Annotated in this window: 15 protein-coding genes, 4 tRNA genes, 1 other RNA gene and 1 pseudogene; 10 read left to right on the top strand and 11 right to left on the bottom strand. The window is 73.6% G+C overall.

The window, feature by feature from the left end; translation table 11 throughout:
* Positions 1-15: 15 nt before the first annotated feature.
* From ACFY61_RS20155 to purS, 5 genes are all read right to left on the bottom strand, one after another.
* Positions 16-795, bottom strand: a complete 780-nt coding sequence (locus ACFY61_RS20155) for a sterol carrier family protein (protein ID WP_389473730.1) — start codon at positions 793-795, stop codon at positions 16-18.
* Positions 796-812: 17 nt separating this feature from the next.
* The gene (locus ACFY61_RS20160; protein ID WP_389473731.1) at positions 813-2,048 is read right to left on the bottom strand and encodes a hypothetical protein; all 1,236 of its coding nucleotides are present in this window, start codon (positions 2,046-2,048) and stop codon (positions 813-815) included.
* A 117-nt stretch (positions 2,049-2,165) separates the two neighbouring features.
* Positions 2,166-4,415, bottom strand: coding sequence for a phosphoribosylformylglycinamidine synthase subunit PurL (gene purL, locus ACFY61_RS20165; RefSeq protein ID WP_389473733.1), 2,250 nt, complete (start codon positions 4,413-4,415; stop codon positions 2,166-2,168).
* A complete protein-coding gene (gene purQ / locus ACFY61_RS20170) occupies positions 4,412-5,095 on the bottom strand; it encodes a phosphoribosylformylglycinamidine synthase subunit PurQ (RefSeq protein WP_389473735.1) in 684 nt (227 codons plus the stop codon). The genes purL and purQ overlap by 4 nt, the downstream gene beginning before the upstream one ends.
* Positions 5,096-5,097: 2 nt before the next feature.
* Positions 5,098-5,349: a phosphoribosylformylglycinamidine synthase subunit PurS gene (gene purS / locus ACFY61_RS20175; RefSeq protein WP_008740952.1), complete on the bottom strand. Its 252-nt coding sequence runs from the start codon at positions 5,347-5,349 to the stop codon at positions 5,098-5,100.
* A gap of 296 nt (positions 5,350-5,645) precedes the next feature.
* Between purS and ACFY61_RS20180 the strand changes: the two genes are divergently transcribed.
* The 8 genes from ACFY61_RS20180 to ACFY61_RS20215 all read left to right on the top strand — a co-directional run bounded on the left by ACFY61_RS20180 (position 5,646) and on the right by ACFY61_RS20215 (position 10,147).
* A complete protein-coding gene (locus tag ACFY61_RS20180) occupies positions 5,646-5,963 on the top strand; it encodes an Lsr2 family protein (protein ID WP_389473737.1) in 318 nt (105 codons plus the stop codon).
* Positions 5,964-6,052: 89 nt separating this feature from the next.
* Positions 6,053-6,124 (top strand) — tRNA-Gly (locus ACFY61_RS20185).
* Between the two features lie 78 nt (positions 6,125-6,202).
* A tRNA-Gly gene (locus ACFY61_RS20190) sits at positions 6,203-6,275 on the top strand.
* A 131-nt stretch (positions 6,276-6,406) separates the two neighbouring features.
* Positions 6,407-7,390 (top strand): ABC transporter ATP-binding protein, encoded by a 984-nt coding sequence (locus ACFY61_RS20195; RefSeq protein ID WP_389473739.1) that lies wholly within the window; start codon positions 6,407-6,409, stop codon positions 7,388-7,390.
* Complete coding sequence (locus tag ACFY61_RS20200) at positions 7,387-8,160, top strand: ABC transporter permease (RefSeq protein ID WP_389473740.1); 774 nt, start codon at positions 7,387-7,389, stop codon at positions 8,158-8,160. The genes ACFY61_RS20195 and ACFY61_RS20200 overlap by 4 nt, the downstream gene beginning before the upstream one ends.
* Before the next feature lie 18 nt (positions 8,161-8,178).
* Positions 8,179-9,444: a sensor histidine kinase gene (locus ACFY61_RS20205; protein ID WP_389473742.1), complete on the top strand. Its 1,266-nt coding sequence runs from the start codon at positions 8,179-8,181 to the stop codon at positions 9,442-9,444.
* Complete coding sequence (locus ACFY61_RS20210) at positions 9,441-10,052, top strand: response regulator (protein ID WP_389473743.1); 612 nt, start codon at positions 9,441-9,443, stop codon at positions 10,050-10,052. The genes ACFY61_RS20205 and ACFY61_RS20210 overlap by 4 nt, the downstream gene beginning before the upstream one ends.
* Positions 10,053-10,074: 22 nt before the next feature.
* Positions 10,075-10,147: transfer RNA gene (locus ACFY61_RS20215), tRNA-Gly, on the top strand.
* Between the two features lie 134 nt (positions 10,148-10,281).
* Here ACFY61_RS20215 and ACFY61_RS20220 read toward each other — a convergent pair.
* From ACFY61_RS20220 to ffs, 6 genes are all read right to left on the bottom strand, one after another.
* Positions 10,282-11,181, bottom strand: a complete 900-nt coding sequence (locus ACFY61_RS20220; protein WP_389473744.1) for a phosphoribosylaminoimidazolesuccinocarboxamide synthase — start codon at positions 11,179-11,181, stop codon at positions 10,282-10,284.
* Between the two features lie 71 nt (positions 11,182-11,252).
* Entirely contained in the window at positions 11,253-12,737 is a 1,485-nt protein-coding gene (locus ACFY61_RS20225) for a N,N-dimethylformamidase beta subunit family domain-containing protein (RefSeq protein WP_389473745.1), read from the bottom strand.
* A gap of 191 nt (positions 12,738-12,928) precedes the next feature.
* Positions 12,929-14,575 carry a hypothetical protein gene (locus tag ACFY61_RS20230; protein WP_389474033.1) on the bottom strand — a complete coding sequence of 549 codons (1,647 nt, stop codon included), beginning with the start codon at positions 14,573-14,575 and terminating at the stop codon, positions 12,929-12,931.
* A gap of 321 nt (positions 14,576-14,896) precedes the next feature.
* Entirely contained in the window at positions 14,897-16,150 is a 1,254-nt protein-coding gene (gene purD, locus ACFY61_RS20235) for a phosphoribosylamine--glycine ligase (protein ID WP_389473747.1), read from the bottom strand.
* A gap of 60 nt (positions 16,151-16,210) precedes the next feature.
* Positions 16,211-18,538 carry a DNA polymerase III subunit gamma and tau gene (locus tag ACFY61_RS20240; protein WP_389473749.1) on the bottom strand — a complete coding sequence of 776 codons (2,328 nt, stop codon included), beginning with the start codon at positions 18,536-18,538 and terminating at the stop codon, positions 16,211-16,213.
* Between the two features lie 54 nt (positions 18,539-18,592).
* Positions 18,593-18,691, bottom strand: an RNA gene (ffs, locus tag ACFY61_RS20245) — signal recognition particle sRNA small type.
* Positions 18,692-18,800: 109 nt separating this feature from the next.
* On the opposite strand from ffs, the gene ACFY61_RS20250 reads away from it, so the two are divergent.
* Positions 18,801-18,888: transfer RNA gene (locus tag ACFY61_RS20250), tRNA-Ser, on the top strand.
* 212 nt (positions 18,889-19,100) lie between these two features.
* Positions 19,101-19,295: pseudogene (locus tag ACFY61_RS20255) on the top strand (restriction endonuclease); the annotation flags it as partial.
* Positions 19,296-20,141: the final 846 nt, after the last annotated feature.

Here is a 20,141-nt window from a genome sequence, read left to right on the forward strand (position 1 = left end):
CGACCGGTTCCGCCGTCAGCCCATCAGGGGCAGCAGCCCGCCCAGGCCGGCCCGTTCCCCGCTCGCCCTGACCAGGGCCCCGGCCTCGGCGTCCGCCCACCGGATGCGGCCGGTCGCCAGCCGGATCCAGGTCAGCGGATCGGTCTCCACCACGTTCGGCGGGGTCCCCCGGGTGTGCCGGGGTCCTTCCACGCACTGGACCACCGCGAACGGCGGGATCCGCACCTCCACGGCACCGCCCGGGGCCTTGGCCGCGAGCGCGTCGGCGAGCACCCGTACGCAGGCCGCGAGCGCCTGCCGGTCCAGCGGGACCTCCAGCCCCAGGGCCCGGTTGAGGTCGTCCGTGTGCACCACCAGCTCGACGGTCCGGGTCACCACGAAGTCCGCGACGGACATCCCGCCGATCCACAGCGCGAGCAGCCGGTCGCCGGGCAGTACGCCGAGCAGTTCGGTGAAGCGGTCCCCGATCCGGGCGTAGCGGGCGGCCAGGTCCGCCTCCTCACCGTCGCGGTGCGCGCCGGCGATCCGGTCCGCGATCGTCTCGGTGGTGAACGGCCACGTCCGCACGGTCACTTCGGCCCTGCCGGCCGGGGGCCGGCCGGCGGCGCCGGCCAGCGAGTCCACCGCCCAGGCGATGTGCTCCACCAGGTCCCGCACGGTCCACGTGCCGAGCCCGGCGTCCGCCGCGAGCTGCTCCTCGGTCAAGGTGCGTACGGCGTCGGCGACGTGCCGGTACTGGGCCAGCACCGCCGCCCTGGTCCTGGCGGGGTCGTAGCTGCGCGTCTTGGGTGGCATGCGGCGAGTCTGCCCGATCAGTCACCGCCGCCGCCGCAACCCCCGCTGTCGTCGGAGAAGGAGAAGGACACGGAGACGGAGCGGCGGCTGCGCGGAGGCCGCTGCCGCGCCCGTGCCCGTCCTTCCCGGACCCCGAGGCGGAACGAACGCTCGGCCGGGGACCACGGCCGCGGCCGTGAACCGTACAGGGGCAGCAGGGGGGTGGCCGTGACGGAGGAGCACAGGGAGGTTCCGGAGTCCGTGTGGACGGCGTACTCCAGGACGACCTCGGCGCCCTCGCACGGGACCCCGTACAGGACCGCCTCGAACGGCTCCCGGGTGGCGTCGACGTCGCGGTGCTCGCGGCGCAGCCGCTCCTCGGGCCCGCCGAGCAGGACCCGGGCCTCCGGCACCCGGTTCCGGGCGCGGGGCCGGTACCCGGCGACGGGCCGGGCCCCGGTGGTCCGGGCGTCCGGGTAGAGCACGTTGCGGCGCGGGGAGAGCGACCGTACGCCGATCCGCAGGGCCGGCTGCGGGCCGCCGCGCAGGCGCCCCGCGGTCCGCCGGGCCGCGGCACCGCCGCCGAGCAGCGGGACGCCGGGTACCAGCAGGGCCAGCGCCACCAGTTGCTGCCCGGCGGCGTCGTAGGGCCGGCCGGTACCGTGCGCGCGGAGGTCGTGGAACAGGCCCGTGCCGAGCAGCGCGGCCGCGGCCGCGCACAGTGCGGCGCCGGCGAGCAGCGGTACCAGCCCGCGCCGCACGTGTCCCCGGGGCAGGCCGGCGGGGAGCGGACGGCGGTCCGGGCCCGCGGCGGCGAGGGCCAGCGCGCGCTGCCGCCGCCGGGCCCGCAGGCGGAGCACCGCGCCGGTGGCGGCCAGCAGGGCCACGGCGACGGTCAGCCAGCCGCCCGCGCGTACGGAGGGGTCCGCGGACGCCGGACCGGCCGCCCGGAACACGGAATAGAGGGCCAGCAGCGGCCCGGCCACCACGGTCGCGGCCGGCATCGTCCGGTACCACAGCGGCAGCGAGAGCAGCAGCACCACCTGCGGGTAACCGGCCCAGCCGGTACCGGAGTGCGGCGGTTCGGGGCCGCCGGAGCCCAGCAGCACGGCAGCCGTGAGGACCAGCGGCACCAGAGCCCACGAACCGGCACCCGGCGCGGCCCACCGCACGACGGCCGCCCGGCGCCAGCGCTCGGCGTCGGCGGGGCTCCACTCGGCGATGCCGCCCTCCGGCAGGGCGGCGGCGGGAAGGAACTTCACGAAGTCGTTCACGGGGCCAGTATCCGAAGGCTCCGAACGCTCCGAACGCGCAGTCGCCCCGTCGGCGCCGCGCGTGGACGGGCCCCGGACCCCGAACAGGGTCCGGGGCCCGTCCATTTGGGCCCGGTCTCAGGCCAGCAGGGCCGGGATGGTCGCCTCGTGCGCCTCGCGGAGCTCGGCCAGCGGGAGGGTGAACTCGCCCTGGACCTCGATCTCCTGACCGTCGACCACGCCGATCCGGGTGGCCGGCAGGCCCCGCGCACCGCACATGTCGGTGAAGCGGAGCTCCTCGCTGCGCGGGACGGCCACGATGGCGCGGCCCGCGGACTCGGAGAAGAGGAAGGTGAACGCGTCCAGGCCCTCCGGGACCACGATCCGCGCGCCGTTCCCGCCGCGCAGGCAGGACTCCGTGAGCGCCTGGATGACGCCGCCGTCCGAGAGGTCGTGCGCCGCGTCGACCATGCCGTCGCGGGAGGCCGAGATCAGGATCTCGGCGAGCAGCTTCTCCCGGGCCAGGTCCACCTTGGGCGGCAGGCCGCCCAGGTGGCCGTGGACCACCTCGGACCAGGCGGAACCGCCGAACTCCTCGGCCGTGTCGCCGAGCAGGTACAGCAGCTGCCCGGCCTCGGCGAAGGCCATCGGCGTACGCCGGTTGACGTCGTCGATCACGCCCAGGACCGCCACGACCGGGGTCGGGTGGATGGCGGTGTCGCCGGTCTGGTTGTAGAGGGAGACGTTGCCGCCGGTCACCGGGGTGCCCATCTCCAGGCAGGCGTCCGCGAGACCGCGGCAGGCCTCGGCGAACTGCCACATGACGCCCGGGTCCTCGGGGGAGCCGAAGTTCAGGCAGTCGGAGACGGCCAGCGGCTTGGCACCGGTCGCGGCGACGTTGCGGTACGCCTCGGCCAGGGCCAGCTGGGCGCCGGCGTACGGGTCGAGCTTGGCGTACCGGCCGTTGCCGTCGGTCGCCATCGCCACGCCGAGGTTGGACGCCTCGTCGATGCGGACGATGCCGGCGTCCTCGGGCTGCGCCAGGACGGTGTTGCCCTGCACGAACCGGTCGTACTGGTCGGTGATCCAGGACTTGGAGGCCTGGTTCGGGGAGGCGACCAGCTTCAGGACCTGCTCGCGCAGCTCGGCGGAGTCCTTCGGCCGGGGCAGCGCGCCCGCGTCGTCGGCCTGGAGCGCGTCCTGCCACTCCGGGCGGGCGAACGGCCTCTGGTAGACGGGGCCCTCGTGGGCGACGGTGCCCGGGGGCACGTCCACGATCTGCTCGCCGTGCCAGAAGATCTCCAGGCGGTCGCCGTCGGTCACCTCACCGATGACGGTGGCGATGACGTCCCACTTCTCGCAGATCTCCATGAAGCGGTCGACGTGCTGCGGCTCGACGATCGCGCACATGCGCTCCTGCGACTCGCTCATGAGGATCTCCTCGGGCGAGAGCGTCGCGTCGCGCAGCGGGACGGTGTCCAGCTCGACCCGCATGCCGCCGGAGCCGGCCGAGGCCAGCTCGGAGGTGGCGCAGGACAGGCCGGCGCCGCCGAGGTCCTGGATGCCGGCGACCAGCTTCTCCTTGAAGATCTCCAGGGTGCACTCGATGAGGAGCTTCTCCTGGAAGGGGTCGCCGACCTGGACGGCGGGCCGCTTGGTGGGCTTGCTGTCGTCGAAGGTCTCGGACGCGAGGACCGAGACGCCGCCGATGCCGTCGCCGCCGGTGCGGGCGCCGTAGAGGATCACCTTGTTGCCGGGGCCGGAGGCCTTGGCCAGGTGGATGTCCTCGTGCTTCATCACACCGATGCAGCCGGCGTTGACCAGCGGGTTGCCCTGGTAGCAGGAGTCGAAGACGACCTCGCCGCCGATGTTGGGCAGGCCCAGGCAGTTGCCGTAACCGCCGATGCCGGCGACCACGCCCGGCAGGACGCGCTTGGTGTCGGGGTGGTCGGCCGCGCCGAAGCGCAGCGGGTCGACCACGGCGACCGGGCGGGCACCCATGGCGAGGATGTCGCGGACGATGCCGCCCACGCCGGTGGCCGCGCCCTGGTAGGGCTCGATGTACGAGGGGTGGTTGTGCGACTCGACCTTGAAGGTGACCGCGTAGCCCTGGCCGACGTCGACGACGCCGGCGTTCTCGCCGATGCCGACGAGCATGGCGTCGTTCTCCGGGGCCTTCTCGCCGAACTGCCGCAGGTGGACCTTGCTGCTCTTGTAGGAGCAGTGCTCGGACCACATGACGGAGTACATGGCGAGCTCGGCGCCGGTGGGGCGGCGGCCGAGGATCTCGCGGATCCGGGCGTACTCGTCCTCCTTGAGGCCGAGCTCCTTCCACGGCTGGGACGCGTCGGGGGTCTGGGTGGCGTGCTTGACGGTGTCCAGGGTCATCGTGCGTCTACCAGCTTCTTCAGGACCGAGGTGAAGAATCCGAGGCCGTCGGTGCGGCCCGTCCCGATCAGCGGCTCGACCGCGTGCTCGGGGTGCGGCATCAGGCCGACGACGTTGCCCGCCTCGTTGGTGATGCCGGCGATGTCGCGGAGCGAGCCGTTCGGGTTCACGTCCAGGTACCGGAAGGCCACTCGGCCCTCGGCCTCCAGTTCGTCGAGCGTGCGCTCGTCGGCGACGTAGCGGCCGTCCATGTTCTTGAGCGGGACGGAGATCTCCTCGCCCTGCTCGTAGTCGCCGGTCCAGGAGGTGCCCGCGTTCTCGACGCGCAGCTTCTGGTCCCGGCAGATGAAGTGGAGGTGGTTGTTGCGCAGCATCGCGCCCGGCAGCAGGTGGGCCTCGGTGAGGACCTGGAAGCCGTTGCAGATGCCGAGGACGGGCATGCCCGCCTTGGCCTGCTCGACGATCGTCTCCATGATCGGCGAGAAGCGGGAGATGGCTCCCGCCCGCAGGTAGTCCCCGTAGGAGAAGCCGCCCGCGAGGACGACCGCGTCGACCTGGTGGAGGTCCTTGTCGCGGTGCCACAGCGAGACGGGCTCGGCGCCCGCGAGGCGGACGGCGCGCAGCGAATCCCGGTCGTCGAGGGTTCCTGGGAAGGTGACGACCCCGATGCGAGTGGTCACCGTCAGGCCTCGACCTTCACGGTGAAGTCTTCGATGACGGTGTTGGCGAGGAACGTTTCGGCCATCTTGTGGATGCGGTCGAGGGCGGCCTGGTCGACCGGTCCCTCCACTTCCAGCTCGAAGCGCTTCCCCTGGCGGACGTCGGCGATGCCCTCGAAGCCCAGGCGCGGCAGTGCACGCTGCACCGCCTGGCCCTGGGGGTCGAGGATCTCCGGCTTGAGCATGACGTCGACTACGACGCGTGCCACTGGCACTCCCGATGAGGTGGTTGGTGCGAAGGCGGTTCCATCAGCGTACCCGGCCAGAATTTCTACGCGGGTAGATATGCTGGGCTTCACCAACGGTTCGCAAAATCCACGAGAAAACCACCCGTCCGGGATTGCGACGGGACACGCGGAGCGAATTAACTGAGCTTCGCCTTGCGCGGGAAATCGCGGTACAAAGGAATCCCCGGGCATTGCCCGGGAAAGCGGCATTGTTACGAAACATCCACACAGTCGACATCACCGCACGTCAGAGCGGGAGATGTCGCACGAAGGGGCCGATATCCGTGGCGCAGCGCGTAGTAGTCACGATCTCCGACGACATCGATGGCGGAGAAGCGGCGGAAACGGTCGCGTTCGGTTTGGACGGTAAGTCGTACGAGATCGACCTCAATCCCGCCAACGCAAAGAAACTGCGTAAGAGCCTCGCCCCTTACGTGGCCGCCGGCCGGCGCCAGGCCCGCTCCGGGAAGACCTATCGGCACACCTCCCTCGCCCCCGACCCGGCGGTGGTGCGCGCCTGGGCCCGGTCCAACCAGCTCGACGTGCCGCCGCGGGGCCGCATCCCCAAGAAGGTCTACGAGGCCTACAACGAGGCCCACTGAACCCGGATTTGCCAACCACCCCACCCGATCCGCTAGTGTGTGGATCACGCCGAGGGGCCAAGACCGCAGGTCGGAAGCCCGGAGGTCGTGCGGGTGTAGTTCAGTAGCAGAACATCCCCCTTCCAGGGGGAAGGCGCAGTGTGCGATTCCTGTCACCCGCTCCGCACCGCTTTGCCATCCACCCCGGTGGATCGGGTAGAGTGGGGCACGCACCACCGGTGAAAGCCGAGTGGATGCATGCGGACGTGGCTCAGTTGGTAGAGCATCACCTTGCCAAGGTGAGGGTCGCGAGTTCGAATCTCGTCGTCCGCTCAGTGCGAAGACCCCAGTCATCACGACTGGGGTCTTCTGCGTTTCCCCCGACGGGCACCCATGACATTTGTCATCGCCGGACATGACAGCGCCCACTGCCGACGCCCGGCCGCCGGCCCGAGGCTGGATCCATGACCGACACCGACCAGTCCGTGATCGAAGTCGAGGAGCTGCGCCGCAGCTACTCGGGGGGCTTCGAAGCCGTCTCCGGCATCTCCTTCTCCGTCGCCCGCGGCGAGATCTTCGCCCTGCTCGGCACCAACGGCGCCGGCAAGACCTCCACCGTCGAGCTGCTGGAAGGCCTGGCCGAGCCGACCGACGGCCGGGTACGGATCTTCGGCCTGGACCCCTACCGGGACCGGGCCCGGGTACGGCCCCGCACCGGCGTGATGCTCCAGGAGGGCGGCTTCCCCTCGGACCTGTCGGTGGCCGAGACCGTACGCATGTGGGCCGGCGTCACCAGCCGGCCCCGCCCCGCCGCGGAGGTCCTGGAACTGGTCGGCCTGACCGCGCGGTCCTCCGTACGGGTGAAGCAGCTGTCAGGCGGCGAACGGCGGCGGCTCGACCTGGCGCTGGCGCTGCTCGGGCGGCCGGAGGTGCTGTTCCTCGACGAACCCACCACCGGCATGGACCCGGAAGGCCGCCGGGACACCTGGGACCTGGTGCGTGCCCTGCGCGCCCAGGGCACGACGGTGCTGCTGACCACCCACTACCTGGAGGAAGCCGAGGAGCTCGCCGACCGGCTGGCGATCCTCCACGAGGGCGAGCTGGTGCTCTCCGGCACCCCGGCCGAGGTCACCGCCACCCGCCCGTCCCGGATCCGGTTCACCCTGCCCGACGGAACGGGACCCGAGCAGCTTCCGCTGTCCCTGCGCGCCGCCGCTGAGGGACAGCGCGTGGAGATCCGCACCGACCGGCTCCAGACCGCCCTCGCGGAACTGCTGCGCTGGGCGGAGCAGGAAGGCGTGGAGCTGGCCGGGCTGGACGCGCGGTCCGCCTCCCTGGAGGAGGCGTTCCTGGAGATCGCGCAGAACCGCCGGACCGGCACACTCGGCCGGACCCCCGAGCAGGACGACCGTACCGGCAGCGACGACACCATGGCGGGCACCCGATGAACACCCTGACCCTGAACCCCGGCCGGCTGTTCGCGCTGGGCCGCTCCGAGCTCACCCTGCTCGTCCGCAACCGGGCCACGCTCTCCGTGGCGCTGCTGATGCCGCTGCTGATGGTCTTCATACTGCGCTCCACCCTCGGCGAGTTCGACCTGGAGGGCGGCGCGTCCGCGATCGGCGAGGCCACGCTCACCGGCGGCATCGGGATGGTGCTGATCCTCGTCGTCTACATGAACCTGGTGTCGGCCTACGTGGCCAGGCGCGAGGAGCTCGTCCTCAAGCGGCTGCGCACCGGCGAGGCCAACGACCTGGAGATCCTGGCCGGGGGCGCCCTGCCGGCCGCGGTCCTGGCCCTGCTCCAGGTGATCGTGCTCGCGGTGGCCGGCGCGACCGCGCTGGACGTGCGCGTCCCCCAGAACCCGCTGCTGCTCGTGGCCGCGGTCCTGGCCGGCACCGTGCTGCTGGCCGGCATGGCGGCGGTGACCAGCGCCTTCACCCGGAACGTGGAGAGCGCCGGCATCACCACCCTGCCGCTGTTCCTGGTGACCTCCATGGGGTCGGGGCTGTTCGTGCCGCTGGAGACCCTGCCGGAGAAGGCGGCCTCCGTCTGCGAACTGCTGCCGCTGACCGGCGTGATGACCCTGGTGCGGGCCGGCTGGCTGGGCACCGGCGGGGCTGAGGACCTGGCCACCGCCGCGGTCGTCACGCTGGCCTGGATGATGATCACCGTGTTTGCTGTCCGGAAGTGGTTCCGCTGGGAGCCGCGTCGCTAGAACCGGGGGGTGTCGGCCATGACCAGGCTGACGGGATGGTGGAGCCGCCGCAGCAGTGCGGCCAAGGTCGAGATCTACACGCGCTGGTCGTTCCACAGCTTCGTGCTGATCGAGATCGTGACCATAGGCCTGGGCGCGCTGGCCTCGGCCGGCCGTCCCGAACCGCTGTTCCTGCTCCCGGTGGTACTGGTCGTCGTCCACGCCTTCCTGTGCGGGTTCGTGTCCTCCCGGTCCCTGGACTGGGCGTTGCAGCGGCGTGCGCGGCCGGTCCGGCCGGCCCTGGTCCTGGCCCTGCTGAGCTGGGTCACCACGATGGTGGTGCTCCTGGTGGACACCACCCGCCGGCCGGACGAGCACAGCCTCGCCCCGACCGTCGTCAGCGGGGTGATCGGCTTCGGGCTCGGCTCGCTGACCCTGGTGATGCGCCGGATGCGGCGGATGGTCTACGTGGTCCCGGCCACGGCGGCGGCGGTCGCCCTGACCGTGTTCGCCCTGGGCAGGCCGCCGGCCGAGGCCCTGGGGTACTGCCTGGGCCTCGTGATCGGCGGCGGACTGCTCACCTTCACCTTCGGGTTCTCCCGGTGGCTGCTGACCACCGTCTGGGAGCTGGACGGCGCCCGCGAACTCCAGGCGCGGCTGGCGGTCGCGGAGGAGCGCCTGCGGTTCGGCCGGGACCTGCACGACGTGATGGGCCGCAACCTGGCGGTGATCGCGCTCAAGAGCGAGCTGGCCGTGCAGCTGGCCCGCCGGGGCCGGCCCGAGGCCGTGGAGCAGATGATCGAAGTGCAGCGGATCGCCCGGGAGTCGCAGCGCGAGGTGCGCGACGTGGTGCGCGGCTACCGGGAGGCCGACCTCGCGGTGGAGCTGGAGGGCGCCCGGGGCGTGCTCGCGGCCGCCGGCATCAACTGCCGGGTGGAGCTGCGGGACCGGCGCGAGCTGCCCGCCGCGGTGCAGTCGGCGCTGGGCTGGGTGGTCCGCGAGGCCACCACGAACGTGCTGCGGCACGGGGACGCGCGCAACGTGGTGATCCGCCTCTACGCGGGGAAGGGCGAGGGGGAGGACGGGCTGGTGCTGGACGTGGAGAACGACGGCGCGCCGGCCGAGCCGGCGGGCACTCCCGGTTCGGGCCTGGCGGGCCTGCGGGAACGGCTGGCGGTGCTGGAGGGCACGCTGGACGCCGGGACGGTCGCGGGGGGCCGGTTCCGGTTGCGGGCGGTCGTGCCGGGCCGGGAGTGCCGCCCGGCGGAAGAGGCGGAGATCCATGGACGGGAGGTGCGGGCGTGAGCCCCGTACGTGTACTGCTGGCCGACGACGAGCACCTGATCCGGGGCGCGGTCGCCGCACTGCTGGCACTGGAGGACGACCTGCTGGTCGTCGCGGAGGCCGCGTCGGGTCCGGAGGCGCTGGCGATGGCGCGGGCGCACCGGCCGGACGTGGCGGTGCTGGACATGCAGATGCCGGGTGCGGACGGTGTGAGTGTCGCCACATCCCTGCGGGTCGAACTGCCCGACTGCAAGACCATGATCGTGACCAGTCACGGGCGGCCGGGCCATCTGAAGCGGGCCCTGTCGGCGGGGGTGCGGGCGTTCGCCCCGAAGACGGTCTCGGCGCAGAAGCTGGCGGAGATCATCCGCACCGTGCACGCCGGAGGCCGTTACGTGGACCCGGAGTTGGCGGCCGACGCGATCAGCGCGGGGGACTCCCCGCTGACCGCGCGAGAGGCCGAGGTGCTGGAACTCGCGGCGGACGGGGCGCCCATCGCGGAGATCGCCGAACGGGCCTCGCTGTCCCAGGGGACGGTGCGGAACTACCTCTCCGCGGCGGCCGCGAAGCTGGGTGCGGAGAACCGGCACACGGCAGTGCGTCTCGCACGGGAGCGAGGTTGGGTATAGTGGTTCTCGCGCTACGGCGCATGCGGACGTGGCTCAGTTGGTAGAGCATCACCTTGCCAAGGTGAGGGTCGCGAGTTCGAATCTCGTCGTCCGCTCGGTTCAGAAGCCCCCGGTCCTGGTGACCGGGGGCTTCTTCGTGTTCCGGCGACCCTGGCGGGAGCGGGGGCGGGGCGGCTGCGCGCGTGGGTCGCGGCGGCCCGGAGCCGGTGGCCCCGGGCCGCCGCGGACGTCAGGCCCAGCTCTGGCCGGTGAGGCGCTCGTACGCCTCGACGTACTTGGCGCGGGTGGCGTCGACGATCTGCTGCGGCAGCGCGGGCGGCGGTGTCTCGCTCCGGCGGTCCCAGCCGGAGTCCGGCGAGGTCAGCCAGTCCCGGACGAACTGCTTGTCGTACGACGGCTGGGCGCGGCCCGGCTGCCACTCGTCGGCGGGCCAGAAGCGGGAGGAGTCCGGGGTGAGGACCTCGTCCGCGATCACCAGCTCCTCGCCGGCGAAGCCGAACTCGAACTTGGTGTCGGCGAGGAGGATGCCGCGCTCGCGGGCGACGTCCCGGCCGCGGCCGTAGACGGCGAGGGTGGTCTGGCGGAGGAGGGCGGCGGTCTCGGCACCGACCGTACGGGCGACCTCCTCGTAGGAGACGTTCTCGTCGTGCTCGCCGACCTCGGCCTTGGCGGCCGGGGTGAAGATCGGCGCGGGCAGCTCGGAACCGTCCACCAGGCCCTCGGGCAGCGCCAGTCCGCAGACCGTGCGGGTCTGCTCGTACTCGGCGAGGCCGGAGCCGGTGAGGTAGCCGCGGGCCACGCACTCCACGGGGACCATGTCGAGGTTCCGGCAGACCAGCGTGCGGCCGGCCCAGTCGGCGGGGGCGCCGGCCGGGGCGTCGGTGCCGATGACGTGGTTGGGGACGAGGTCGGCGAGCTGGTCGAACCACCACAGGGAGAGCTGGGTCAGGACGCGGCCCTTGTCGGGGATCTCGGTCGGCAGGACCCAGTCGTAGGCGGAGATGCGGTCGCTGGCGACCATGACGAGGTTGCCGTCCCCGTCGCGGTAGAGGTCACGGACCTTGCCGGTGTGGAGGTGGATGAGGCCCGGAACCTGAACCGGCTCGGGCTTTTCGACGAATCCGGACACGGGGTCTCCCTGTGGTTCTGTATGAGACACACCGATTCTCCCGCACCGCCGTCCCGGACCGGGCCCGGGGGTCAGTCGCGTTTGCAGATCCGGTCGAGGAGGTTGGCGGTGGCCTTCTGGACGCGCTCGTCGACGTGACCTGGGCGGTCGAGCGCCGGGGACCAGGCGAAGGTCCCGGACGCGAAGACCAGGGCCCCGCTGGGGGCGCGGTAGAGGGAGGTCTCCTGGTGCCGCCGGTGGCCGTCGCCGTCCTCGTACGGGGAGTGGGCGAGCAGGATCCGGTCCTGGTGCTCGGGGAGCTGGGTGCGGGGGAAGTAGCGGTCGGCCTCGCCCGCGACCAGGCCGGGGAGTTCGTCGTTCTCACCGGCTCCGGTGGACTCCCACAGCCAGTGCCCGGCGTTGCGGACGACCAGCGGGACGGGCTCGGGGACGCGGCCCGCGTACTGGATGCCGAGCAGCTGCTGCTCGGGGCGGTCCACCTCGCGCCACAGGGCGGCCCGGCCGGGGCCGCGGCGTTTTCGGCAGGTGAGCAGCCGGTCGGGCACCCCGGAGGGCGAGGGGCTGAGCTCCACCTGCCAGTACATGGTGTTGGCGGACAGGAAGACCAGCGAGGTGCCGTTGTCGCGGGCGCGTTCGGCGGTGCGGCGCATCGGCACCGACCAGTACTCGTCGTGGCCGGGGAAGACCAGGCCGCGGTAGCGGGAGGGGTCGACGCGGCCGGCGTGCAGGTCCCGGGTGTCGGCGTAGGCGAGGTCGTAGCCGTAGCGCTCGGCCCAGCGGATGAAGTCGTAGGCGTGCCCGACGTGCAGGGGCAGGCCGGCGCCGGCGTAGGGGCGGTCGAAGGAGACGGTGGTGGCCGCGTCCTCCTCGCCCAGCAGCCGGCCCTCCTCGTCCCAGGCGTGGTAGAGGCTGGCGCCGGTGCGGCCGTCCTCGGGGTAGAGGTTGTAGGCCTGCCAGGTGACGTCGGGCAGCAGCAGGAGCAGGTCGGCCGGGTGGTCGTCGCGGACGGTGAACGGGATGTGCGAGCGGTAGCCGTCGACGGTGGTGAGGACGGCGACGTAGGCGCCGACGTTCCAGTAGGCGGGGACCTGGAGGCGCCAGGACAGCCACCAGTGGTGGCAGGAGACCGTGCGGTCCGCGGTGAGCGGGGCGGGCTGGACGATGCCGGAGAGCCGGGGGCTCGAGTGGATCTTGGAGGCCCCGTCCCCCGCGTAGTGGCCGATGCGGTAGATGTCGACCGAGAACTGCTGCGGCGGGTCCACGGTGATGTGGAAGTCGATGGCCTCGCCGGGGGTGACGGCCCCGGTGGACGCGAACCCCTTGATCTGGCGGTGCACGTCGTCGGCGCTGCGGGGGCCGCAGCCGCCGCCGTCGCGCGGCGCCGGGATCTGGCCGGGGGCGGCGGACGGGTCGACGTACCAGGGCACCATCTGGCCGGTGTCGCCGAAGTACACCTCGCCGCCCCGGAACCAGGGGAGCGGCCCCTGACCGAAGGGGTCGTTCACCGCGTGTGCCAGCGCACCCGATTCCCAGCGGCGGATCTGGTCCGTACCCATTCCGCTCCCCTCCCTCGTCCCCCGGTCGTCCATGGCCCGTGCGGTCGCGTGGTCGGCCGTGACCGGTCCCAGCACATCACATAACGCACTCACTCCGTCACCGTTCGTCGTGAATTGGCGTGAGTGGAACCCGGATTTTCCGGTTGGGGGGCGGGAGGAGCGGCGGGCGGCGGGCCGGTCCGGCGGGCCTCTCACACCAGTCGGACCGGCTTCTCCGGGCGGATCCCGAGCTCCGCGAGCCAGTCGCGCAGCGGCTCCGGGTCGCCGTCCTCGACCAGCGACAGGACCCGCGGGGCCAGGTCGGCCCGCCGCTCGCCGCCGACCAGCAGCACCGGCCCGTCGAGCCAGTCCAGGCCCGGGCCCGCGCCGGCCGAGTCCACGGCGGCGCAGCAGACCATGGCGGTGACGTGGTCGGCCAGCAGGTCGCGGCCGGTACGGGGCGGCTGCAGCGGGAACAGCGGCACGGCGTCCGAGCCGCGCGCCCGGGCCGCCCGGGCTCCGGCGGAGCGCTCCTCGCGCGCCACGTCACCGCTGAGACGTCCCGACAGTGCCTCTCCGGCCGAGCCGTCCTCGTCGCCGAGGTAGGCAAGGACCCGCTCCAGGGTGGGTCCGGCGAGGGCGTCCGCGGCGGGCGCGGATGCGGATGCGGACGCCGGGGCGGAGCCGGTAGGTGCGGGCGCGGCGCCGCCGGCCGGGACTGCCAGGGCGTCCAGCGCGGCGTGCAGCCGGGCGGCCTCCGTGCGCCACTTGCGGTCCACGACCTCCTCCGGGTACTCCGCCCAGTCCACCGGGGACCAGTCCGGCCCCGGTTCGGGCGGGCCACCGTGGAAGAGCCGGGCCGCGAGCAGCGAGGCCGCCTCGTCCACCGCGCCGGGCTGCTCCAGCAGGTCGCAGGCCGGACGCTCGCCCAGCCGGGAGGCGAAGCCGTCGGCGAGCCGGTCCCGGCGGGACAGCTCGGTCAGCGCCGACACGACGCCCGCGTCCAGCCGGGCCGGCCAGCGTCCCATCCGCCAGGCCGGCAGGGCCACCCGGGTCAGCAGCCGGTCCCAGCCGGCGTAGGCCAGGCCGACCTGCTCCTGGGCGACGATCCGCAGCCCGTAGTCCACGCCCTGCGCCCGCTCGGAGGCGGCCGAGGCGACGCCGCGCTCCATCTCGGTGGCGTCGGCGCGGCACAGCCGCAGCAGCAGCCGGGCCGGGTGGGCGATCCAGCCCAGTCCGGGGCGGCCGCCCACGTCCACGGCCGCGTCCAGGCCGCGCACGAAGCGCCGGGCCTCGGCTATGTCGGGCTGCGCGGAGGGTCCCGTACCGGCGACGACCGGGGCCAGCACGGCCCGCAGCTCGCCGACCCTCATCCACCACAGGAAGGGGGAGCCGATCACCAGCACGGGGGCGGCGTCGGGGGTGTCCGGCGATATGCCGCGGCGGCGGTGGGCCGCATGGGTGCGGTCCTCCAGCCAGCTGTCGCAGTCCGGGGTCAGGGCTATGGCGGAGGGTGCGGGCACGTCCAGCCGGTCGGCCAGGTCACGGACGAGCCGGTAGAGGTCGGGAGCGGCCGCCTCGCTCAGCGGCACGGTCGGGGTCACGGCCGGACTCGCGCGCAGCACCACCGCACCGAACACCGCCGCGGCCAGCAGCACCAGCACGGCCACCCCGCACACCACCAGGGTCACGGCCGGCCAGGGGTCCCCGGCCAGCCGGCCCGTCGCCCGGGCTGCCACCAGCACCACCGCGAGGGCGGCCGGCAGCAGCACCACGGCCAGGGCCCGGCTGCGCACGCGCAGTACGGCGAGGGCCCGGAGGCGCGCCGTCAGCGCGCCCACCTCGATCGTCGACTCCATGGTCGAACCGGTTCCGGACACGGCCGGACCTCACCCCCTCTGCCCTGCGGCGGCTTTGCTCACTCCCCCACTGTGACACTCGCCACTGACATCGCAATGCCGGAGGGCCAAGTGCCGGAACAAGCCCGGAACGCGCTCCGGAATGCTTGCGCCGCACCCTAGTTGGGGCGCGGGGATCCGTCAGGCGAAGGGGCCATCGATCACCCGATGGAATGGCTTTGGGTAAAGCTGGGTGCGTTCGAAGGCGGCTGGATGCAATCGCACGGGCGGGCCCGCACGCAGCGACTGCGCGTCGGGCCCGCCCGGGGGGATCCGTGCCGGTCAGCGGCCTTCGGCCGCCTTTGAGGCGATGTCGGTGCGGTACTGCGAGCCGTCGAGCCTGATCCGCGCGACCGCCTTATACGCCCTCTCGCGGGCCTGCGCCAGATCGGAACCGGTCGCGGTGACGGACAGCACGCGACCACCCGCACTGACCACGGCGTCGCCCTCGCGGCGGGTCCCGGCGTGCAGCACGTACGCCTCGGGGCCGTCCTCGGCGGCGACCTCGTCCAGGCCCTCGATCGCGTCGCCGGTGCGCGGGGTGCCGGGGTAGTTGTGGGAGGCCACCACCACGGTGACGGCCGCGTCCTCGCGCCAGTTCAGCGGCGGCTCCGCGTCCAGGGTGCCGTTGGCGGCGTTCAGCAGGACGCTCGCCAGCGGGGTGCGCAGCCGGGCCAGTACGACCTGGGTCTCGGGGTCGCCGAAGCGGGCGTTGAACTCGATCACCCGGACGCCGCGCGAGGTGATCGCGAGGCCCGCGTAGAGGAGACCGGAGAACGGGGTGCCCCGGTGGCGGAGTTCGTCGACCGTGGGCTGGAGGACCGTCTCCATGACCTCGGCCACCAGCTTGGGGTCGGCCCAGGGCAGCGGGGAGTACGCGCCCATGCCGCCGGTGTTGGGGCCCTGGTCGCCGTCGAGGGCCCGCTTGAAGTCCTGGGCGGGCTGGAGGGGGAGCACCGTCACGCCGTCGGTGATGGCGAAGAGGGACACCTCGGGTCCGTCCAGGAACTCCTCGATGACCACGCGCTCGCAGGAGAGGGCGTGCTCGCGGGCGGCGGCCCGGTCCTCGGTGACGACGACGCCCTTGCCGGCGGCGAGCCCGTCGTCCTTGACGACGTACGGCGCGCCGAAGGCGTCCAGGGCCGCGTCGACCTCCTCGGGGGTGACGCACACGTAGGAGCGGGCGGTGGGCACGCCGGCCGCGGCCATCACGTCCTTGGCGAAGGCCTTGGAGCCCTCCAGCCGGGCCGCCTCGCGGGACGGGCCGAAGACGGGGATGCCGGCCGCCCGGACGCTGTCGGCGACCCCGGCGACGAGCGGCGCCTCGGGGCCGATGACGACCAGTCCGGCGCCGAGCTCGGTGGCGAGCCGGGTGACGGCGTCGCCGTCGAGGGCGTCGACCGGCCGCAGCTCGGCCACCTCGGCGATGCCGGCGTTCCCCGGGGCGCAGTAGAGGGCGGTGACGTCGGGGTCGAGGGACAGAGAGCGGCACAGGGCGTGTTCGCGGGCGCCGCCGCCGATGACGAGGACCTTCACGGTATGCAGCCTAGCCCGCGCCGCGGTGTGCCCTTCGTGCGGCCACCCAACTTCCGGCCCCTACTCGTTCGTGTATTCCTCCACAACCGTGGCTCCGAGCTCCCGCACGATGAGGTCGTGGCCGCTGAGCGCGCTCTCGACCAGGTCCGGGTCGTCGTCCTCCGGTACGTCGTCCTCCGGGGCGACCGGCGGCGGCGCGTCCGGTACGGGAGCCGCCGGCGGGTTCGGCGGCGGCACGTGGGCGGGGGCCGCGGTGGGCGCGGCGGACGCCGCCGGGGCGGGGCCCGGGGCCGGCGCGGGCGGCGGGGTGTACGCGGGCGCGGACGGGGCCGCGTACGAGGGGGCCGCGGGGGCGGCCGCGCCACCGCCGCCGACCACGGCGTCGATCTTCCAGTGCACCTGGAACTGCTCGGCGAGCACCGCCTTGAGGACGTCCTCGCTGCCGCTGCTGGAGAAGTTGTCCCGGGCGCCGGGGTTGGGGAAGCCCAGCTGGAGGGTGGTCCCGTCGAAGCCGGTGACCTGGGCGTTCTGGCTGAGCAGGATCCAGGTGAAGCGGCGCCGGTTCTTGACCGCCTCCAGGATGCTCGGCCACATGGCGTGCACCTGACCGGCCCCGGTCCCGCCCATGCCGCCGCCCACCGGAGCGGCCGGAGCGGCGGCGGGCTCGGGAGCGGTGGAGGCCGGCGCGGGCGGGGGCGCGGCCGGCCGGGACCCCGGCTGGGCGGCGCCCGGCCAGGCCCCGGGAGCCCCGGACCCGGGCTGGGCGGCGCCGGGCCAGGTCCCCGGCGCGGGGGCGCCGGACGCCGCGGCGGGGGCACCGGCCCCGGGCTTGGTCACCCCGGGCCAGGCCCCCGGAGCAGGGGCGGCGGGAGGCTCGGCGGCGACGGGCGGGGCTCCGGCCCCGGGCGCCCGGCCGGCCGGCGGTTCGGCGGCGGGCGGGGCCGCAGCCGGCGCGACCTCGGCGGGCGGGGCGGCGGGTACGGACGCGGCGGGCGGCACGGCGGCAGACGCGGACGTGGACGCAGTGGGCGGCACGGCGGCGGACGCGGACGCGGCGGGCTGCGCGGCGGCCGGGGCGGCACCCTGACCGCCGCGGACCGCGGCGCGGGCGGCGGCCGCGCCGCCCACGGCCCCGGCACCCGCGGGCGCCATGCCGTGCGCCTCGGGCCCCGGGACGTACCCCATCGCCGGACCGCCAGGCGCGGCGGTCATGGCCGGGCCCGGCCCGCCCGCACCGCGCTCCAGCCGGTCCAGCCGGGCCCGGAAGGACTGTTCGTCGTCGAAGGCGGCGGGCAGCAGCACCCGCGCACAGATCAGCTCCAGCTGGAGCCGCGGCGAGGTCGCGCCGCGCATCTCCGTCAGCCCCGCGTTGACCAGGTCGGCCGCCCGGGAGAGCTCGGCCGCGCCGAACACGGAGGCCTGCGCCTGCATCCGCTCCACCACGTCGGCGGGGGCGTCGATCAGCCCCTTCTCGCCCGCGTCCGGCACCGCCGCGAGGATCACCAGGTCCCGCAGCCGTTCCAGCAGGTCCGCGACGAACCGGCGCGGGTCGTTGCCGCCTTCGACGACACGGTCCACGACCTCGAAGGCGGCGGCCCCGTCCCCGGCGGCGAAGGCGTCCACGACGGAGTCGAGCAGCGACCCGTCCGTGTAACCGAGCAGCGAGGTGGCCATGGCGTACGTCACACCCTCCTCGCCCGCGCCGGCCAGCAGCTGGTCCATCACGGACATCGAGTCACGCACGGACCCGGCGCCGGCCCGCACCACCAGCGGCAGCACCCCGTCCTCGACGGGGATGCCCTCCCGCCCGCACACCTCGCCCAGGTACTCCCTGAGCGTGCCCGGCGGCACCAGCCGGAACGGGTAGTGGTGGGTGCGGGACCGGATCGTCCCGATGACCTTCTCCGGCTCGGTGGTCGCGAAGATGAACTTGAGGTGCTCCGGCGGCTCCTCGACCACCTTCAGCAGGGCGTTGAAGCCGGCCGACGTGACCATGTGGGCCTCGTCGATGATGTAGATCTTGTAGCGGCTGCCCGCCGGACCGAAGAAGGCCTTCTCGCGCAGGTCACGCGCGTCGTCCACACCACCGTGCGAAGCGGCGTCGATCTCGATGACGTCGATCGACCCGGGGCCGTTCCGGGCGAGGTCCCGGCAGGACTGGCACTCCCCGCACGGGGTCGGAGTGGGACCTTGCTCACAGTTGAGGCACCGCGCCAGGATCCGGGCGCTGGTCGTCTTGCCGCAGCCGCGCGGGCCCGAGAACAGGTACGCGTGATTGACCCGGTTGTTCCGCAGGGCCTGCATCAGCGGGGCAGTGACATGCTCCTGCCCGATGACCTCGGCGAACGACTCGGGGCGGTAGCGGCGGTACAGCGCAAGGGACGACACGCTTACGAGGTTATCCGGGCCCGCCGACAACGGGCGTCCTCCGGCCCGCCGGAGAACGCAAGCGCCCCCCACGCACCCGCCAGAGCCCACTTACCCTTGCTGCCTTCCGGCCCTGGGGGAGTTGGGTGAGATAGCGCCACGTGAGGGGCTGGACCCCAGCGTAGCCGATCCCGGGCCCAGGAATCGAGCCCGCTCCCCGCCCGTCGACCACCTCGCCGACGAGGTTCGCGAGCACCCCTCAACGTCTTGTATTGTTTGCGGCGGAGGATTCGCCTAGAGGCCTAGGGCGCACGCTTGGAAAGCGTGTTGGGGGCAACCCCTCACGAGTTCGAATCTCGTATCCTCCGCCAGTGCCTCACCGGGCACGATGTCGAAGGGCCCCACCGTTCGCGGTGGGGCCCTTCGACGTGCGTGGTTGCAGTTCCCGCCTACCGGTCGTTGAGGACGGACCGGCACACGTTGCAGAACACGGCTGCGTTCCGTCCGTGGCACCGCATGAGCTGGCCGCAGCCGGCGCACGGCCCGATCTCCCACGGCGGGCATCCCAGTGCGGCGGAGGCGGCGACGCGCCCGGGAACAGGTCACGACCCTGGCGGGCCGGCCCCTGATCGGCCCGCAAGCCGGGGTCCGCCCCGTCGCGCCGCACCACCGCTCCTGGCACACCAGCCAGGTCTTCCACGGCACCCCGCGCCCCGCTGCGGACCTTCCACCGGCGCGGGCGCACGGCGGCTCCGGCGACCGGATCCCTACGGGTTGAGCGTGGTGCCGCTGCCCGGCGCGGTGGGGGGCCGGCCTCCGGCGGCGGGGCCCGGGGCTGTCCTGGGCGTGCCGGGGTGTGGTCCGGGGCCGGGGGTGTAGACGGCCACCCCTAGGTTCAGCGCGCCGAACCGGGCCAGACCCCACGGCCAGCTGAACGCGCCCCTGGTAGCGGCCGCGGGCGTGCGCCGGCGCCAGGTCGGCGACCACCGGCGCCGCGATCCCGGCCACCACCACCTCGCCCAGCGACCACACCACCACCGAGACGGCGTAACCGGCGATGGGGTCGGCGACCCCGGTCAGTGCCCGCGCCCTGCATCGTCAGCCGCGGCAGACCGGCCGGCCGCGCCACTGCCAGCGGCTGGAGCAGGACCACCAGGACCGCGTTGACCGCCGCCATCGCCCCGTACACGGCGGACGACAGCCCGCTGTCGTGGACGGCCAGCGGCAGCGCGATCTCGGTGAGGGAGTGGACGAAGAGCTGGACCGAAGAGCGGCAGCAGGGCGAGCATCAGGCGGTCGCGCAGCACCACGCCGTAACCGGCTGCGTCGCCGGACCCGCCGGGTGCTGGAGGCCGACGTCTTCCACCGGGCACGACAGGTCGCCGAGTACGGCTCCGCGCACGTACTCAACGAGCCGCAGGAGCAGGCCAGTTGGGACGACGGCACGCTGACCCTGCTGCGTCGGCATTGCGTCATCAGCCGGGAACGGGGCGGGCGCGGGCTGGTGTTGACGCCCACCGCGCTCCTGCCGTCCAGGGCCTACACCCGGATCGCTGCGCGCGACCCGCCCCAACGTGCCTGCCCCGCACGGGGGACGGGCGCCTGTGGGAGACGCGGTGCGGGT

It is taken from the genome of Streptomyces sp. NPDC012888 (genome assembly GCF_042900645.1).
Lineage (GTDB): Bacteria > Actinomycetota > Actinomycetes > Streptomycetales > Streptomycetaceae > Streptomyces.